The organism is Catellatospora sichuanensis (assembly GCF_007483665.1).
Taxonomy (GTDB): Bacteria; Actinomycetota; Actinomycetes; order Mycobacteriales; family Micromonosporaceae; genus Catellatospora; species Catellatospora sichuanensis.
Map to the genome: position 1 here is coordinate 198,053 of NZ_ML660186.1, position 16,470 is coordinate 214,522.

At 71.6% G+C, this 16,470-nt stretch carries 15 protein-coding genes; 7 read left to right on the forward strand and 8 right to left on the reverse strand.

Features of this window, described 5'->3' with window-relative positions; all coding sequences use genetic code 11:
• Nucleotides 1-217: 217 nt before the first annotated feature.
• The 4 genes from FLL47_RS06590 to FLL47_RS06605 all read right to left on the reverse strand — a co-directional run bounded on the left by FLL47_RS06590 (nucleotide 218) and on the right by FLL47_RS06605 (nucleotide 2,938).
• Nucleotides 218-967 carry an ABC transporter permease gene (locus FLL47_RS06590; protein ID WP_144119529.1) on the reverse strand — a complete coding sequence of 250 codons (750 nt, stop codon included), beginning with the start codon at nucleotides 965-967 and terminating at the stop codon, nucleotides 218-220.
• Nucleotides 964-1,902, reverse strand: a complete 939-nt coding sequence (locus FLL47_RS06595) for an ATP-binding cassette domain-containing protein (RefSeq protein ID WP_144119530.1) — start codon at nucleotides 1,900-1,902, stop codon at nucleotides 964-966. Before FLL47_RS06595 ends, FLL47_RS06590 begins: the two co-directional genes overlap by 4 nt.
• Before the next feature lie 97 nt (nucleotides 1,903-1,999).
• Complete coding sequence (locus FLL47_RS06600; protein ID WP_144119531.1) at nucleotides 2,000-2,200, reverse strand: alkyl sulfatase C-terminal domain-containing protein; 201 nt, start codon at nucleotides 2,198-2,200, stop codon at nucleotides 2,000-2,002.
• A 162-nt stretch (nucleotides 2,201-2,362) separates the two neighbouring features.
• Entirely contained in the window at nucleotides 2,363-2,938 is a 576-nt protein-coding gene (locus FLL47_RS06605) for a dienelactone hydrolase family protein (RefSeq protein WP_144119532.1), read from the reverse strand.
• A 242-nt stretch (nucleotides 2,939-3,180) separates the two neighbouring features.
• On the opposite strand from FLL47_RS06605, the gene FLL47_RS06610 reads away from it, so the two are divergent.
• The 3 genes from FLL47_RS06610 to FLL47_RS06620 are packed head-to-tail and all read left to right on the forward strand — an operon-like array spanning nucleotide 3,181 to nucleotide 6,022.
• A complete protein-coding gene (locus FLL47_RS06610; RefSeq protein ID WP_144119533.1) occupies nucleotides 3,181-3,507 on the forward strand; it encodes a hypothetical protein in 327 nt (108 codons plus the stop codon).
• Nucleotides 3,508-3,528: 21 nt separating this feature from the next.
• A complete protein-coding gene (locus FLL47_RS06615) occupies nucleotides 3,529-5,376 on the forward strand; it encodes a M91 family zinc metallopeptidase (protein ID WP_144119534.1) in 1,848 nt (615 codons plus the stop codon).
• Nucleotides 5,363-6,022 carry a hypothetical protein gene (locus FLL47_RS06620; protein WP_144119535.1) on the forward strand — a complete coding sequence of 220 codons (660 nt, stop codon included), beginning with the start codon at nucleotides 5,363-5,365 and terminating at the stop codon, nucleotides 6,020-6,022. Before FLL47_RS06615 ends, FLL47_RS06620 begins: the two co-directional genes overlap by 14 nt.
• A 14-nt stretch (nucleotides 6,023-6,036) precedes the next feature.
• On the opposite strand, the gene FLL47_RS06625 is transcribed toward FLL47_RS06620, so the two are convergent.
• The 3 genes from FLL47_RS06625 to FLL47_RS06635 all read right to left on the reverse strand — a co-directional run bounded on the left by FLL47_RS06625 (nucleotide 6,037) and on the right by FLL47_RS06635 (nucleotide 8,632).
• On the reverse strand, nucleotides 6,037-6,444 hold the full coding sequence (locus FLL47_RS06625) for a hypothetical protein (protein WP_144119536.1): 408 nt from the start codon (nucleotides 6,442-6,444) through the stop codon (nucleotides 6,037-6,039).
• A gap of 72 nt (nucleotides 6,445-6,516) precedes the next feature.
• Entirely contained in the window at nucleotides 6,517-7,698 is a 1,182-nt protein-coding gene (locus FLL47_RS06630; RefSeq protein ID WP_246157603.1) for a glycoside hydrolase family 3 N-terminal domain-containing protein, read from the reverse strand.
• A gap of 94 nt (nucleotides 7,699-7,792) precedes the next feature.
• The gene (locus tag FLL47_RS06635; RefSeq protein WP_144119537.1) at nucleotides 7,793-8,632 is read right to left on the reverse strand and encodes an alpha/beta fold hydrolase; all 840 of its coding nucleotides are present in this window, start codon (nucleotides 8,630-8,632) and stop codon (nucleotides 7,793-7,795) included.
• 433 nt (nucleotides 8,633-9,065) lie between these two features.
• Here FLL47_RS06635 and FLL47_RS06640 point away from each other — a divergent pair, with 433 nt between their 5' ends.
• The gene (locus tag FLL47_RS06640; RefSeq protein WP_144119538.1) at nucleotides 9,066-11,522 is read left to right on the forward strand and encodes a glycosyl hydrolase family 28-related protein; all 2,457 of its coding nucleotides are present in this window, start codon (nucleotides 9,066-9,068) and stop codon (nucleotides 11,520-11,522) included.
• Nucleotides 11,523-11,573: 51 nt separating this feature from the next.
• Here FLL47_RS06640 and FLL47_RS06645 read toward each other — a convergent pair whose 3' ends face one another.
• Nucleotides 11,574-13,562 carry a putative bifunctional diguanylate cyclase/phosphodiesterase gene (locus FLL47_RS06645; RefSeq protein WP_144119539.1) on the reverse strand — a complete coding sequence of 663 codons (1,989 nt, stop codon included), beginning with the start codon at nucleotides 13,560-13,562 and terminating at the stop codon, nucleotides 11,574-11,576.
• Nucleotides 13,563-13,788: 226 nt separating this feature from the next.
• Here FLL47_RS06645 and FLL47_RS06650 point away from each other — a divergent pair, with 226 nt between their 5' ends.
• The 3 genes from FLL47_RS06650 (at nucleotide 13,789) to FLL47_RS06660 (ending at nucleotide 16,384) form a co-directional block, all read left to right on the forward strand.
• Nucleotides 13,789-14,973: a branched-chain amino acid ABC transporter substrate-binding protein gene (locus FLL47_RS06650; protein ID WP_186315589.1), complete on the forward strand. Its 1,185-nt coding sequence runs from the start codon at nucleotides 13,789-13,791 to the stop codon at nucleotides 14,971-14,973.
• A 28-nt stretch (nucleotides 14,974-15,001) separates the two neighbouring features.
• Nucleotides 15,002-15,793: a class I SAM-dependent methyltransferase gene (locus FLL47_RS06655; RefSeq protein WP_246157605.1), complete on the forward strand. Its 792-nt coding sequence runs from the start codon at nucleotides 15,002-15,004 to the stop codon at nucleotides 15,791-15,793.
• 165 nt (nucleotides 15,794-15,958) lie between these two features.
• Nucleotides 15,959-16,384 (forward strand): hypothetical protein, encoded by a 426-nt coding sequence (locus FLL47_RS06660; protein ID WP_144119541.1) that lies wholly within the window; start codon nucleotides 15,959-15,961, stop codon nucleotides 16,382-16,384.
• Nucleotides 16,385-16,470: the final 86 nt, after the last annotated feature.

Below are 16,470 nucleotides of genomic sequence, written 5' to 3' on the forward strand. Positions count from 1 at the left end.
CACCTCGCATGGCCCAGCCTGTCTGCGGGGACCCGTTCAGTCCTGGGCTGGTCTCGTACGCCACCACCACCTGGGCGCGGTCGCGCAGGACGAGTCGCGGATCCGGCGCCGCGCCACGGCCGGACCGGGCAGACAGCGCGGCGCCGCCTCGGCGAGAAGAACTTCACCGAGGCGGCGCTGGAAGGCACCCGGACGAACCGGTGTCAGCTGGTCGTGGTCACGCCCGCTTCTTGAACGTGGAGCGCGCCCACAGGTACCCGACGAGTGCGATGCCGACGCACCAGGCGAGGGCGGGGATCACGTCGCCGGCGGACGGTGTGCCGTCGAGGAATCCGCGCAGGGTTTCGATGATCGGTGTGAAGGGCTGGTACTGGGCGAACTCCCGCAGCCCGGGTCCCATCTTCTCCGCGGGCACGATCGCACTGCTGAAGAACGGCAGCATTACCAGCGGCACGGCGGCCAGGCCCGCGGTTTCCGGCGACTTCGCCGACAGTCCCAGGGCGACCGTCAGCCAACCGGCGGCAAACCCGAGCAGCACGATCATGCCGACCACGCCGAGCCAGTCGAGCAGGCTCGCCGCCGGGTTGAATCCCAGCAGGAAGGCCACCCCGATCAGGGCCGCGATGGCGACCAGGTTGGTCAGCACGCTGGCGACGACGTGACCGGTCAGCACCGCACCGCGGGAGACGTCCATGACCTTGAACCGGTTGATGATGCCCTTGGTCATGTCGGAGTTCACCGCCGTCGCGGTGGATCCCAGCCCGTAGCAGACGGCCAGCAGCATCAGTCCTGGCGTCGCGTAGTCGATGTAGTCCACGCCGACCTCGAAGGCGTCTCCGAACATGTATACGAACATCAACATGATCACGATCGGCATCAGGACCGCGTTGAACACCGAGGTCGGGTTCCGGGCGATGTGCTTGGAGTTGCGGCGCAACATGACCAGCGAGTGCGACTTGGTGCTCATTTGGCAGCCTCCGTGGTGTGGCCCGTCAGGGCGAGGAAGACGTCGTCGAGATCGGGGGTGTGTACGGAGCACTCCTCGGCACTGAGCGAGTGCTCGTCGAGCCGGTCCAGCAGGGCCCGCAGCGACTTCGTGCCGCCGTCGCCGGGAACCCGCAAGGTCAGTGCCTCGGGGTCGGGTGTGGCGTCGGTGAGGACCCGCGCGGCGGCGTCGAGTTCGGCGACGGTGGTGAACCGGAGCCGGATGTGGGTGCCGGGGATCTGGCGCTTTAGCTCGTCTGGAGTGCCCTGGGCGACGAGGCGGCCCTGGTCGAGGACCGCGACGCGGTCGGCGAGCTGATCGGCTTCCTCGAGGTACTGGGTGGTGAGGAAGATGGTCACGCCGTCGGCGACCAGGCCACGGATGATCGACCACATCGTGTGACGGCTGCGCGGGTCCAGTCCCGTCGTCGGCTCGTCCAGGAAGATGATCCGCGGGTTGCCGACGAGCGTCATCGCCAGGTCGAGCTTGCGGCGCATGCCCCCGGAGTAGGTCGATGCGGGCTTGCCCGCCGACTCCGTCAGCTCGAACCGCTCGAGCAGGTCCGTGACGACCCGTTGGCCGTCCTTGGCGGGCACCCGGCTCAGATCCACCATCAGCTGCAGGTTCTCCTGCCCTGTCAGCAGCTCGTCGACCGCCGCGAACTGGCCGGTGACGCCGATCGCCGCGCGGATCGCCTTGGCCTCGGTCGCGGCATCATGGCCGGCGACGCGGACCGTGCCACCGTCTGCCTTCATCAGCGTGGTCAGCACGTTCACCGTCGTCGTCTTACCCGCCCCGTTCGGGCCGAGCAGCGAGAACACCGTCCCCGCGCGGACCTCGAAGTCGATGCCGTCGAGCACGACCTTGTCCTTGTAGGCTTTTCGCAGTCCCGAGACCGCAATCGCTGAATTCGTCATGCGGCAACTATCGGGATCCGGCCTGTCACCCCTCTGACATGCCGCTGACACGCCCGCTGACACGGCTGTGTGCCGCCGTATCCGGTCTGCCGTCGCGTTATCGCGCCGGTTGCCGGGTCTGCGGGCTGGGTCGCCGGAAGAGCTTCTTCAGCAGGCGCAGCACTCGTGTGTCGCCGGATGCGGTGGCGCGGCCGGCGTCGACGGCTTCGGCGAGGGTCGAACGCCCTTCGGCGATTTCGAGGAAGGCATCGGCGTCGATCGTGACGGTCACGTCCGGGCGCTGGGCCGGCCCGTGGATGGACGGGGTGCAGGTCGTGGGCGACGCCGGCGACGGCGACGGCGACGGCGAGCAGCTTCTCGCCCCCGCGGGACCGCGCCGACGTCACCGGGTACGCGTACCGGCATGGCCTCACCGGGTCGTGACCGCCGACCCCACCCGGCGGAGGCGTCCGGGTCCGGGTCAGCGGCGGTTCACGAAGTCGAGCACCCGCCCGATGACGAGCGTGGCGGCGTCGGCGTCGTAGTTCGGCAGGGAGCTGTCGGTGAACAGGTGCCGGTCGCCGGGGTAGACGAACAGCTCTCCGTCGTCGGCTTCCTTGACCAGGGCACGGGCCGCATCGATGTCGCCCTCCCCGGCGAAGAACGGGTCGGCGTCCATGCCGTGGACCTGCACCGGAACGTCGGCCGGCCAGGCGCCGCCGAACTCCGACGGTGGCACGCAGGACTCCAGCAGCACCGCGCCGCGGGCGCCGGGCCGGGTCTGCGCCAGCCGCTGCGCGGGCAGCACACCGAGCGAGAAGCCGACGTACACCAGCTCGGCGGGAAGGGCGTCGGCGGCGCGTACACCACGCTCCAAGATCTCGCCGAAACCGACCTGGCGGGCGTAGGCCAGGCCCTCGTCCAGCGTCGGGAACGTGTTGCCGTCGTACACGTCCGGGGTGTGCACCGTGTGTCCGGCCTGCCGCAACCGGTCGGCGAAGGCCCGGATGCCGTCGGTCAGCCCTTGCGCGTGGTGGAACAGCAGCACTTCGGCCATGTGATTCTCCTTCGATCGGGTCGGCGGCGGCCCTGCCCGCGCTCGCCGCGAGCAGGCCTGCCGGCGGGACGGCAGCAGACTTCCCGAGGGGTGTCTGTCGGCACCCTAGAACCCATTGCGGACGTTCTGCGTCCGGAATCGTGCCCCGCGACGCCCGCGTCGTGGCACCGGACGAACGTAGCCGCCGCCGCCCGTGCCCGCTGCGGTGGCCGACATTGCGCTTCGTCACTAGGCTGCCCGATGTGCCGCCGAACGAAGTGCGCGCCGACCCGGTCGAGGTGACCAGGATGGCCGACCAGATGATGCGCTCGTCGCAACGGATCGCCGACGCCTGGCGTACGGCCGGAGGCCCGCTCGCGGTGCCCGCGACGGCCTTCGGCGACGGCCTCGCCGCGGCCGCGACCGCCCACACCGAGGTCGTCGACGAGGGCGACGTCGCGCTCGGCCGGCTCGTCGCCGTGCTGGAGGGCGATGTGGACCGGTTATACCGGATCGCCTTCGCGTACAAGAAGGCCGACGACGACGCCGCGGCGAAGGTGCGCCGGCAGCATCGCAACATCCCCATCTGACCCAGGATCGGTGGACCTCGCATGGCCATACCCCCGCCTGAGCCCACGACCACGGCGCCCGCGGCGATCCTGACGCCGGACGTGTGGGATCTGCACGCGCGCCCCGACCAGCTCGACACCGCGGTCGCCTCCTGGCGGGCCGTGGCCACGGCGGTCTCCGGCGCCGCCGACGACGTCGACGCGTCGGCGAAGGCGCTGGTGAACGGGCCCTGGGAGGGTCCCGCCGCGGACTCGTTCGACGCGCACCGCAAGAAGCTGGTCGCCGACCTCGACGCCGCGGAGGCCGCGGCGAAGGCGGCCGCGACGGCCCTGGAGCAGTCCGCGGGGGCGCTGCGGGCCGCCCAGTCGCACCTGACCGGCGAGTGGGGCAAGGCGACCGCGGTGACGTTCACCTATTACGCACCGATGCAGCTGATGTTCAGTCCGAAGGACGACGCGGAGTCCACCGTGGTGACCGGCTCGATGGGACGCTGCCGGGAGATCACCAGCGACCTGTCCGACCAGCTGCGCGACCGGATGGCGGAGTTCGGCAAGGCGCGCGACGCGTTCCGGGCGATCGCCGGCAACTGGTCCGCGGTCGCCGCGGGCACCACCGACCCGTTCACGCTGCCGCCCGAGGCGGCCGGCACCGGTGTCATCTACGACGGCAACCGGGTCATCGTCAGCACCGGCACGGGCGACGACGACGTGCAGATCAGCATCGACCCGGACACCGGCATGCAGGTCGTCACGATCAACGGGGCGAAGTACCACTTCCCGGCGGGCGCGGACGTGGTGGTGCGCGGCGGCGAGGGCAACGACAGCATCACCGTGCAGCCGGGCACCAAGGTGCACGTCACCCTGCTCGGCGGCGAGGGCGACGACGTCGTCAGGGGCGGCGACGGCGATGAGACGATCCTCGGCCTCGACGGGCGCGACCGCGTCTACGGCGGCGGCGGCAACGACCGCGTCTCGTCCGGGTCGGGCCGCGACTACGTCGACGGCGGCTTCGGCGACGACATCCTCTCCGGCGGCCTGGGCAACGACACCGTGTACGGCCTGGACGGCAACGACGCGCTCAGCGGCGGTGAGGGCGACGACTACCTGGAAGGCGCCAAGGGCGACGACACCGTCTCCGGCGGCGCGGGCAAGGACATCGTCTCCGGCGGCCACGGTGACGACACGGTCCGCGGCGGCGGCGGGGACGACACCGTCTACGCCGGGCGCGGCAGCGACACCGTCGACGGCGGCAGCGGCGCCGACAAGCTGTACGGCGAGAAGGGCGACACGTCCACCGGCGTCGAGCAGACGGTGACCGTCGAGATCAAGGACTTCCAGACGTTCATCAACATCGACGGCTCGCCGGAGTTCAAGGCGCGGGTCGAGGCCGACCTGGAGATGCTGGCCTCCTCGCCGCGCGGCCAGCAGATGCTGGCCGCGCTGCAGCGCGGGCACGACGAGAGCGAGGGCGGCTGGTGGCTGTGGCACCACGACGGCGACTCGCTGACCATCAAGGAGTACAACAACCCGGCCGACCCGAACAACAGCACCGCCAGCCACAGCGGCGGCAGCCACCAGATCGACTACAACACCCACCTGGACCAGCTGACCATGGGCAACGGGCGGACCGTCGAGGGACCGCCGGTGGCCGTGCTCTACCACGAGATGGCGCACGTCTACGACTACATGAACGACGCGCAGGCCCCCGGCATCTACACCGGAGCCGACAATCCCGGCGTGGAGAACGACGAGCGCCAGGCGGTCGGCCTGCCGATCGACGGCGACCAGGACCCGAAGACGCCCGACGAGATCTACGACAAGCACCGCTACGACCTGACCGAGAACGGCTTGCGCGAGGAGATGGGGGCGCCGCGCCGTGACGCGTACTAGGCGCGGATGGTCCGGTCTGCTCACCGGCTGCCTGGCCGTGGTGCTGGGGGTGGCGGGCTGCGCGGACGACCCGGCGGAGCCCGCAGACCCGCCGAGCGCGGGCGACCCGCCGGCGGTCGGCTTCCGCGCCGAGGTCACCGTGCGCGGGCAGCAGCTGCGCATCAGCTACCGCCTGGTCAACCGGTCGGGCGGGGACCTGCTCGTGCTCAACCGGGTGCCCGCCTACAGCTCGGCCGGCACCGCGCGGGACGACCCGAACGCGGTCTACGTCGTCGGACGTCCCGGCACGGGGACCGTGCAGCTCGGCAAGCGGGCCTTCCCGCGGCCCGACACCGACCGCAAGGACTGGGGCGCCGCCCCGCAGGTCGGCGCGGTCGTGCTGCCCGCGGGCCAGGAGGTGGCCGAGGAGATCACGGTCCCCCTTCCGCTGCGCCGCAACCATCCCTACGGCGACGACATCGGGTACGGGGTGATCAAGTTGCCGGACCCCGTCGACGAGGTGGTGTTCTGCCTCGGCCTGGCGCGGATGGGCGAGGTGCCGGGCGCGCTGCCGTCACCTGGCGGTCCGGCCGTGACGTCGGTGCCGCATGCGGTCTCCACCACGCGGGTGCAGCACCTGTTCTGCTCCGCGCCCACGATGCTGTGAGGCGCGGATCCGGTTCAGGCGCGGATCGCGTTCTTGCCCTGCGGCGGCGGCTTGCGGCGGCGGCTCAGGCGGTCCAGTGCGACGTCGATGCGAGGTGCGGCGGCCTGGTCCAGCCGGCCCCGGCGGTGCAGCGACCCCTCCACGTGCGCGCCCAGCGCGAGGTCGGGCCACTTGCGCCAGCGTCGCGGCCGCTTGCGGTGCAGCCGCTGCTCGGCGTCGTCGGCGCGGTCCTGGTCGACCGGGCCCGCAGCATGGCGCAGGGACTGCTGGGCGTGCAGCCGGTTGGCCCGGTTCGGGGTGCGTTTGCGGGTCCGGATGCTGGTACGCGATGACTTGTCGTTCTCGCCGTAGTTGTTGCGACGGTCCTTGGCGTAGCTGAGCTGCTTCTTCTCCTGCGGCGTCCGCTGCCGTGCTGCCGTCATCGCCGTCCGCCCTCGCGCATGGGGGCGAGACTACGAGCCGTCAGTGCTGCGGCGCAACCGCGTTCCGCCTGTTCAGCGTGGTGGCCACAGGGCGTCGATGCGGGCCACGGACCGGTCGATCTGCGCGGCGGTGACCTTCCCGGTGCGGACCAGCCCGAGCACGTGCTCGACGGTCTCGGTCACGATCGCCGGGTCGTAGACCGCCTGGTTGCAGAAGACGAGCTGGTCCACCCCGGCCTCCAGGGCGTACGTGGTCGCCTCGTCGCGGGCGTACCGGCTGGTGATCGCGACGGCCTGCATGTCGTCGGTGACCACCACGCCCTCCCAGCCCAGCTGCCCGCGGAGCAGGTCGGTGACGACGGCGTGGGACAGCGACACCGGCCGGTCGGGGTCGAGTTTGCGGTTGAGGAAGTGGGTGACCATCACGGTGTCGGCGGTGCCGGAGGAGATCAGGCGCTGGAACGGGACGATCTCGGCTCGGGTCCAGGTGTCGGTCACGTCGACGGCCTCGAAGTCGGTGTTGCCGGTGGCGCTGCCGAGGCCGGGAAAGTGCTTGATCGAGGTGCGCACCTTCGCCTTGCGATAGGTGTCGATGGTGTCGGTCGCGCAGGACACCACGACGTCGGGATTCGCCGAGAAGCTGCGGCCGAGCAGGGCGATCGCCGGGTTGGACGGGTTCACGGCGAGGTCGGCGACGGGGGCGAAGTTGAAGTTCACCCCGATCTGGACCAGGGTCTGCGCCATACCGCCCGCCCAGGCACGGGTGGCCGGGGGAGAGTTGACTGCGCCGATCTCGGCCTGCGACTTCGTGGCGGGGAAGCCGTTCTGCGGCCCGAGCCGCGCGATCTTGCCGCCCTCCTGGTCGATGGAGACGATCAGCCCGTGCGGTGCCGCACCCTGCAGCGTCTTGATCAGCGCGGTGACCTGCGCCGGGGAGTTGATGTTGCGGCTCTCGCCGGTCAGCTGGTCGCGGTCGAACAGGATCACGCCGCCGAGCCCGCGCTCGCTGATGTCCTTCATGATCCAGTCGTCGGGGCCGACCTGCGCGCCGCGGAAGCCGACGATCATCATCCGGGCGATCTTCTTGCGCAGCGCAGCCGCGTCGAGGGTGGGGCTGGCCGCGACGGGCGTGGTGGTCGCGGCGGCGGGCGCGGCCGGATCCGGTCGCTTGGCGCACGCCCCCAGGCCCGCGGCGGCCACCGCGGCGCCGGCACCGGCGAGCAGGCCCCGGCGGGTGATTCCGTCCCCTGTCACCCCGTCCACGTTACTGAGCCTTGTGCCTGCTCAAGCCGGTTATCGGCGGACCCCGCCCGTGGGCGACGGCCGGTCCGGTCCGCTCGTCGTGGCGTCACCGGCCGTGGGCGAAGTCCCGTACCGCGGCGGCGAAGGCGGCGGGCTGCTCCGCCCAGGGCAGATGCCCGGCGTCCAGGCTGACCCGGGTGGCCTTCGGCAGCGCGCGGGCCAGGGAGTCCACGCTACGGCGCGGGCGGATGTCATGTACGCCGTCGATGATCAGCACGGGGACGGGCAGGGTCGCGGCCGCGGCGAGCGCCGCTCCCGAGTCGACGTACTCGGCGGTCTGCCGGCTCATCGCAGCGTGGTAGGCGAGGTTGACGCCGAGGAACGGTGTCGCCGCCCGCTCGGCCAGTTCCCGCGCCGTCGCGGGGTCGGCGAAGTCGGCGGTCCACTGCAGCACCGCCAGTTCCCGGTCCTCCTCGGGGCTGCGCTCGCGGGCGCCGAGCTCGTCGTAGCGGGGCCGGTGCGAGCCGAGCCGGGCGAGCAGGCCGGCCTGGTATTCGGCCCGCCAGGTGGCGGCCGGGTCCACGCCGACGCCGGATACGTACACCAGGTGGCTGACGTGGTCGGGGTGGGCCAGGGCGTAGCGCAGCGCGAGCAGGCCACCCCAGGAGTGGCCGAGCACGGCGACCGGTGTCGTGCCGGTGCTGCGGACGATGGCATGCAGGTCGGCAAGGTTCTGCTCCATCGAGTACGGCTCCGGAGACGGCGACCGGCCGCAGCCGCGCTGATCCCACTGCACGACGGTGAAGTCCGCGGCGAGCAGCGCGGCCGGTTCGTCGAAGTAGTCCCAGAGCCCCGGCCCGCCGTGGCACAGCACCAGGGGAGGTCCGCCGCCCGTGCGCCGGGTCCACAGTGATGTCTCGTCGTCCGCGGGCATTGTCTCGATCATCCAGACATCATCCGCCTTCGCCCGGTCCGCTGTGGACCGGGAGAAGTCGCTGCAACAACTTGCGTTGAGTGCAGAGAAATTTGCGTAAACTCTGCTGTCGCAAGCCTGCCACGACGCTGAATTATGCCTCGTGCCATAGCTTGCCACCCTTGCACTTGACCGCAAAAGTGCCCTGTGAACAGGGATTTCTGTCCTCCTGTGGGTGGGGGCGGGGTCGCAAGTACACCCTGGACTTTTGTTTGAATTTTGCGCTCGGCTCTGGACGTGGCGACCGTGCCGGACCTAATCTGCTGACATCCTCGGAACACGCTCGCGACGTGTCCGAAACAGCCGCCGGACACCGCCCGCGATGCGCGTGCCGGCCGATTCCCCACACCCCCGATCCGACGAGCGCGCTTGTGATCCGCGCAGATCATCCCGATAGGAGCCATTGATGAAGCTCCGCACCGCCCTGCTGGCCGCAACGACGGTCGCCGCGGCCGGCGTGCTGGCCGCGACGAACGCGACGGCCGCCGTCGCCGGTCCGGCCCTGCCGACCGTGCCGACCCTGCCCGGCACCGCCCTGCCGCTGCCCGCCTTGTACGGCGAGCGCGGCGCGGCCGTGCCCTTCACCGAGTACGAGGCCGAGCACGCCCGCACCGACGGCCGCGTGCTCGCCGCGACCCGCGCCTTCACCCAGCTCGCCGCAGAGGCGTCCGGCCGCCGCGCGGTCGCCCTCGACGCCGGCGAGTGGGTCGAGTTCACCCTGGCCAAGCCGGCCAACGCGGTCGACGTGCGCTACTCCGTGCCCGACGGCACGACGGCGGCGCTGACCGTCACGGCGAACGGCAGAGCTGCCGGGCAGCTGGCCCTGACCTCGAAGTACTCCCACGTGTACGGCAACTACCCGTACACCAACGACCCGGCCGACCGGGGTCAGCACCACTACTTCGACGACGCGCGCACCACCTTCGACCGCACCCTGCCCGCGGGCACCCGGGTGCGGCTGAAGGCGAGCGCCGCTGCCGTGGTCGACCTCGCCGACTTCGAGGTCGTCGCTCCCGCTCCGGCCGCCCCCGCGGGCTTCCTGAACGCGGTCGACTTCGGTGCGGATCCGACCGGTGCGGCCGACTCCGGCCAGGCGCTCCAGACGGCGATCGACGCCGCCCGCGACGCCCGGCGCGGCCTGTGGATCCCGCCGGGCGACTACACCGTGACCCGCCACCTGCAGGTGGACCGGGTGACGGTACGCGGCGCGGGCCCGTGGCACACCGTGCTGCGCGGCGCGGGCGTGGGCCTGTTCGGCAACGCCGCGCCGAACCCGAGCACCGGCGTGCACCTGTCCGACTTCGCGGTCTTCGGCGAGACGGTGGTGCGCAACGACGCCACCATCGACAGCGGCTTCGGCGGCTCGCTCGGCGGCGGCTCGACCATCAAGAACGTATGGGTCGAGCACGTCAAGGTCGGTATGTGGTTCGACGGCCCGTCCGAGGACCTGACCATCGACGGCGGCCGGATCAAGAACGTCTGGGCCGACGGCCTCAACCTGCACAACGGGGTCAGCCGCAGCACCGTGACCAACCTGTTCGTCCGCAACACCGGCGACGACGGCATGGCCATGTGGTCGGCGGCCAACGCCGACACCGGCAACGCCTTCACCCGCAACACCGTCTCCGTGCCGCTGCTGGCCAACGGCTTCGCGGTGTACGGCGGCCGGGACAACACGGTCCGCGACAACGTCGCCGCCGACACCGTCACCCAGGGCGGCGGCGTGCACGTGGGCAACCGGTTCGGCGCGAACCCGCTCGCCGGGACCACCACCATCAGCGGCAACCTGCTGGTGCGCACCGGCAGCCTGGTGCCCAACGAGCCGACGCAGATCGCCGCACTGTGGTTCTGGGCCGCCGACGCCCCGATGACCGGCTCCGTCCAGGTCCGCGACACCACGCTGCTGGACAGCTCGTACGCGGGCATGCAGTTCTTCGGCAAGGCCATCACGAACGTGTCCGTGGAGCGGGTGACCGTCGCCGGGGCGGGCACGGTCGCCCTGCAGTTGCAGGCGCCGGGCGCGGCCTCGTTCGCCAAGGTCGTCGCGTTCGGCCTGGGCGGCACCGGGGTGCACGACTGCGACAGCGGCTTCGCGGTGACCCGCGGCGCGGGCAACCTCGGCTGGAACGGCACCCGGTGCGGCTTCGCGCCGGCCGGTCAGCTGGAGATCGCCCAGGCCACCGGCGTCGAGTACGGCTTCCAGCCGCTCGGCACCGAGGCGGTGCGGCCTGTCGAGATCACGAACCCGGGTCCGAAGCCCATCACGATCGAGGCGGTCGTGCCGCCGCGCGGGTACACCGTGGACAGCGGCTGCACCGTGATCGCGGTCGGCGCGACCTGCACGCTCCAGGTGCGCTTCGCTCCGGAGACCTCGGGCAACTACGCGGGCGCGCTGACCATCCACAGCACCTCGCCCGCCGGTCCGTACGTGGTGGGTCTGAAGGGGATCGGCTTCGACCCCGACGGCAACCTGGCCCTGGGCCGCGACATCACGTCCAGCTCCCAGGCCGGCTGGTGGATCGCACCGCCGAACCTGGTGGACGGCGACCCGTCGACGTACTTCGAGAGCCTCAACGGGGCCTTCCCGCAGACCGTGACGCTGGACCTGGGCCACCAGGCGTCGGTCAGCCGGATCGTGCTGAAACTGCCTGCCAACTGGGGCGGCCGCTGGCAGACCATCGCCGTGTCGGGCGACGGCGCGCCGCTGGCCGACGCGGCAGAGCACCTGTTCGCGCCGGAGACCGGCAACGTCGTCACGATCACCTTCCCGGCCGTCACGGCACGGGAGCTGACGCTGACGTTCACGTCCAACACCGGCTGGCCGGCGGCGCAGATCTCGGAGTTCGAGGTCTACGCGCACTGACCGCCGGGCGTCGCGTCCGCCGTGCCCACACCGGCACGGCGGACGCGGCGCTCACGGGTTGAGCGCGGCCGCGGTCTGGGTCTGCACCGTGGCGCCGCCGCGGCGGGTGGCGGGTTTGAGCGTGGTGCGCGCAGTGTCCTGCGCCTTGCGGATCTCCGCCATGAGCGCGTCGGCCGGCACCGGGTAGGCCAGCGCGAAGCCCTGCACCTGGTCGCAGCCCAGCCCGTCGAGGATCGCCAGCGCGGTGAGGTCCTCCACGCCCTCGGCCGTCACGAACAGGCCGAGGTTGTGCGCGAGTTCGATGGCGCTGCGCACCAGGATGGCGTCGCCGGGGTCGGTGGCCAGGTCGTGGATGAAGGTCCGGTCGATCTTCAGTTCGTCCGCGGCGAGCAGCTTGAGCTGGCTCAGCGAGCTGAAGCCGGTGCCGAAGTCGTCGATCGAGACCTGTACACCGTCGCGGCGCACCCGGCGCAGCGCGTCCTGCGCCCGCCCCGGGTCGGTGGTCATACCGCTCTCGGTGATCTCCAGGCGCAGCAGCGTGGCGGGCAGCCCGTGCTCGGCCAGCGCGGAGCGCACCTGGCCGACGAAGGCGTCGTCGAGCAGGCAGTTCGGCGACACGTTGACGGAAACGGTCATCGGGCGGCTCTGGGCGCACCAGTGCGCGGCCTGCTTCACCGCGATCCGCAGCAGGTGGTACGTGAGCGGGATCTCCAGACCGCCGGTCTCGGCGACACCCAGGAACGCGCCGGGCGACAGCAGGCCGAGCTGCGGGTGGCGCCAGCGCACCAGGGCCTCGGTGGCGCTGACGGTGGCATCGGCGAGGCGCACCTGCGGCTGGTAGTACAGCACCAGCTGGCCGTCGGGGTCGCCGTCGGTGAGCAGCGCGCGCAGGTCGCCGAAGAGCGCCATCCGGCCGGGCTGGTCGGTGTCGATCTCGGGGTCGTACAGGGCGACGCCCTTGCCGCTGGTCTTGGCTCGGTACATCGCGGCGTCGGCGTGGCGCAGCATGTCCTCAGCGCTCGTGCCGGGACGGCCCAGCACCATGCCCACGCTGCCGCTGACGGCCGCGGAGCCCGCGGGCAGCAGGTAGTTGCGCCGCAGCGCCCCGGTGGCCCGCTCGGCGATCTCGACGGCCCCCTCGGCCGAGGTGACGCTGGGCAGCAGCACGGCGAACTCGTCTCCGCCGAGCCGGGCGACGGTGTCCCCGTCGCGGACCACCTTGCGCAGCCGGTGCCCGGTCTCCACCAGCACGTCGTCGCCGGCCTGGTGGCCGAGGGTGTCGTTGACGGCTTTGAACCCGTTCATGTCGATCAGCATCACGGCGAGCTGTTCGGCGTCCGGCCGCGCCGGGTCCAGGGCGTCCTCCAGCCTGCGCTGGAACAGCAGCCGGTTGGCCAGCCCGGTGAGCGGGTCGTGCAGCGCCTGGTACTGGCTCACCTCAGCGTGCTGGAGCACCCGGCGCTGGTAGCCCAGCATGACCCGCCAGATCGCGGCGACCAGGGCCAGGCCGACCGCGAACCCGACGACCGTCGCGGCGAACATCCGGGTCTGCACCTTGCGCAGGTCGGCGACCAGCTTTTGAGCCTGGGTGTGGTGGTTTCGGGCGACTTCGGTGATGTCGTGCTGGAGTGTGTAGTACGCCGGGGTCACCTCGAGCCGGTCCTGCTGGACGGCTTCGGGGTTGCGATCGGTCACCATGATGATCAGCTCGTCCGCGGCCTGCCGGTACGCCGACTGCTCGGCCTGCAGGCGCAGTGCGTCCTCCAGCGCCGGCCCTGTGCTCAGCTCCACCGCCCGGCGCAGCGTGGCGTCGGCCTGCGCGGCCGACTCCAGGTAGCGGGCGCGGCTGGCGACCGACGGTTCGAGCTGGTAGTGGCGGGCCTGCATCTCCTGCACCGCCACCGCCGCGCTGGCCTCACTGAAAATGGCGTCGAGCACGAGCGCCTGGCTCTGCACCTCGGTGGCCCGGGTGGCCTGGAGCGTGCCCCACAGCGTGAACGCGCCCAGCCCACAGAGCACCGCGGCGAGCGCGGCGGTCATGCCGAGGCTGCGGCGCGGCCGCAGCACCGGATCGGCTCGGCGCGCGGCCCTGCCCCGCCTGCCGAGCCGTTCGACGGCCCGCCTCCAAGACGGCCAGTGCATTTTTCGGGGGTCCTCCTCCGAGTGGCCGGGCGGCCGCTCCGTTCGGGTCTTGTCCGGTGGGTCAACGCGATCTTCCACGCGGCAATTCCGGCTTATCCCGCGAACTCTGATAATAATTCACGATATGGACATCCTCCACGGACCGCGAATGCCGCGGCGGCTGCGCACGACGGTCGCGCTGCTGGCCACCCTGCTGCTCGGCGGCGTCGCCGCCTGCAGCCAGCCCGAGAAAGCGGACACCACGCCCGATGTCGTACGACTCGGCGCGCTCGTTCCGCTGACCGGCGACAACGCGCCGACCGGGCAGCGCCTGCTGGAGGCGTTCCAGATTGCGATCAAGGACGTCAACGACGCGGGTGGGGTGCTCGGCAGGAAAGTCGAGCTGGTCGTGGCCGACGACGCCTGCGATCCCGGCACGGCGGTCGTGAAGGCGAACGAGATGACCGGTCGGGACATCACCGTCTCCGTCGGCGGCGGGTGCAGTGTCGCCGCGGTGCCGACGCTCAAGGTCTTCCGGACCGCCGGCATTCCGATGATCATCCCGGCGGCCAACTCGATCGATCTGCTCGCGCCCGGCTACGACAGCGTCTTCCTGCTCGCCGGCACCACCACGCTGGAGGCCGAGCAGGCCGTCAACGCGATGGAGAAGCTCGGCCGGCGGCGGCTGCTGGTGATCGACGACGGCACCAGCTTCCCGCAGACCGTGGCCGCCGCGGCCGTCGCCAGCGTGGAGAAGAAGGGCGGTCCGCTGACCCTGGCCGGGCAGATGCGGGTCAGCCAGGGGGCGACCAGCTACCCCCGGGTGCTGGACAAGGTCAAGGAGGTCGACGCCGACCTGGTCTTCTTCACCGGGTACTACCCCGAGGCCGGCCGGATGATCCGCGACCTGCGCGACGGCGGTTATCAGGGCACCATCATGCTGTCCGACGCGGGCACCGACCCGACCCTGTTCGACGTGCTCGACGACAAGCAGGCCGAGGGCGTCTACGGGATCACCCTGCCGCTGGCGCAGTTCGAGCCCAAGGCCAAGGACTGGGCGGCGAAGTACCGGGCCTCCTACGGCCACGAGCCGGGGCCGTTCACCATGCAGGGCTACGACGCCGTACGCCTGGCCGCCAATGCCATCGAGCGCGCCGGGACGACCGACCACGAGGCCGTACGCAAGGCGATCGCCGACACCAAACCCGGTGACATCGAGCTGCTCTCGGGTCCGTCGCAGTTCAGCGCGAACGGCACCCAGCCGAATCCCACCTTCGTCCTGCTGCAGATCAAGAACGGCGCCTTCGTGCTGGTGCGCGAGGTCAGCTGAGTCGAACGGCGGTCGTATTCTCGACCGCGTGACGGATGTCTGGGCGGTCGGGGACGCGTACGAGGTCTACATGGGCCGGTGGAGCTCCCGGGTGGCGGACGCGTTCGTGCGTCTGCTGGCAGTGCCGCCCGGTCGCAGCTGGCTGGACGTGGGCTGCGGGACCGGCGCGCTGACCGCCGCCGTGCTCGCGGTGGCGGAGCCGTCCCGGGTGACGGGCGTCGACCCCGCGGACGGCTTCCTGGCCCACGCGCGGGGCCGCGTCACCGATCCGCGGGTGACGTTCTACAGCGGCGACGCCCGCTCGCTGCCGGTGCCCGACGGGGCCTTCGACGCCGTCGTCAGCGGTCTGGCGCTCAACTTCGTGCCCGCTCCCGAGCAGGCGGTCGCCGAGTGCGTGCGCGCCGCCGCGCCGGGCGGGACGGTCGCGGCCTACGTCTGGGACTACGCCGAGGGCATGGCGATGCTGCGGCACTTCTGGGACGCGGTCGTCGCGCTCGATCCCACCGCTGCCGACCTCGACGAGGGCCGCCGCTTCCCGCTGTGCCGACCCGAGCCGCTGCGCGACCTGTGGGCCGGTGGCGGCCTGGCCGACGTGCTGGTGCGGGCGGTCGAGGCGTCCACGGTCTTCGCCGACTTCGACGACCTCTGGACGCCGTTCCTCGGCGGCCAGGGCCCGGCGCCCGGTCATGTCGCCGCCCTGCCCGCCGACCGTCGTGCCGCGCTGCGGGACCGTCTGCGCGACAGTCTGCCCATCGCCGCCGACGGGTCCGTCGCGCTGACCGCACGGGCCTGGGTCGTCAGCGGCGTACGCCCTAGCTGACCTGGTCAGACGCTCCGCCGGAGTTGCTTGGGCTTGGCCGGCGCGCTTGCCCCGCCGGAATGTCCGCACCGGACGGCGGTTAGCGCCCTGCCGAGCGGGTATCCGGGTCGCAACGGGCCGCCGTTCCCTTCAGGCGTGCTCGGCGCGAAAGAGGAGGGCAGCTCAATGGCTAAGAACAGCAACGGAGTCGCCGCTTCGGCGGAGCAGCTCAAGCAGACCCTGGCCGAGTCGGGTCGCGCGGTCGCCGTGCAGGCCGGAGAGGTCGGGCACACGCTGGCCGAGTCCGGCCGCACCGTCGCCGCACAGGCCGGAGAGGTCGGGCACACGCTGGCCGCATCCGGCCGCACGGTCGCCGCACAGGCCGGTGAGGTCAAGGACCAGGTCGCTGCGACGGCGGTGCTGGCCAAGGACAAGGCGGGCGAGGTCGTCCACGACCTGGCCGACCGGATGCCGTCCAGCTCGCAGGAGTGGGAGGAGATGGGCCGCGACGTGATGGACAGCGTCCGTCGCAACCCGCGACCCTGGCTCATCGGCGCGGCGGTGGTCACCGTCGTCTGGTGGCTGGGCCGCAAGTCGAAGCGGTCCCGCTGATCGCGAGCAGCGCTGCACCGGGCGGGGGGGGCCGGTGCCAAGACAAAGCCCCCCCCCCCCCGGTTGATCGGGCCCCCCCCAGGGCG

Coding starts and splice junctions, on each gene's coding strand:
- FLL47_RS06590 (WP_144119529.1), bottom strand. CDS start 967: ATGAGCACCAAGTCGCACTCGCTGGTCATGTTGCGCCGCAACTCCAAG.
- FLL47_RS06595 (WP_144119530.1), bottom strand. CDS start 1,902: ATGACGAATTCAGCGATTGCGGTCTCGGGACTGCGAAAAGCCTACAAG.
- FLL47_RS06605 (WP_144119532.1), bottom strand. CDS start 2,938: ATGGCCGAAGTGCTGCTGTTCCACCACGCGCAAGGGCTGACCGACGGC.
- FLL47_RS06615 (WP_144119534.1), top strand. CDS start 3,529: ATGGCCATACCCCCGCCTGAGCCCACGACCACGGCGCCCGCGGCGATC.
- FLL47_RS06625 (WP_144119536.1), bottom strand. CDS start 6,444: ATGACGGCAGCACGGCAGCGGACGCCGCAGGAGAAGAAGCAGCTCAGC.
- FLL47_RS06635 (WP_144119537.1), bottom strand. CDS start 8,632: ATGATCGAGACAATGCCCGCGGACGACGAGACATCACTGTGGACCCGG.
- FLL47_RS06640 (WP_144119538.1), top strand. CDS start 9,066: ATGAAGCTCCGCACCGCCCTGCTGGCCGCAACGACGGTCGCCGCGGCC.
- FLL47_RS06645 (WP_144119539.1), bottom strand. CDS start 13,562: ATGACCGCCGCGCTCGCCGCGGTGCTCTGTGGGCTGGGCGCGTTCACG.
- FLL47_RS06650 (WP_186315589.1), top strand. CDS start 13,789: ATGGACATCCTCCACGGACCGCGAATGCCGCGGCGGCTGCGCACGACG.
- FLL47_RS06660 (WP_144119541.1), top strand. CDS start 15,959: ATGGCTAAGAACAGCAACGGAGTCGCCGCTTCGGCGGAGCAGCTCAAG.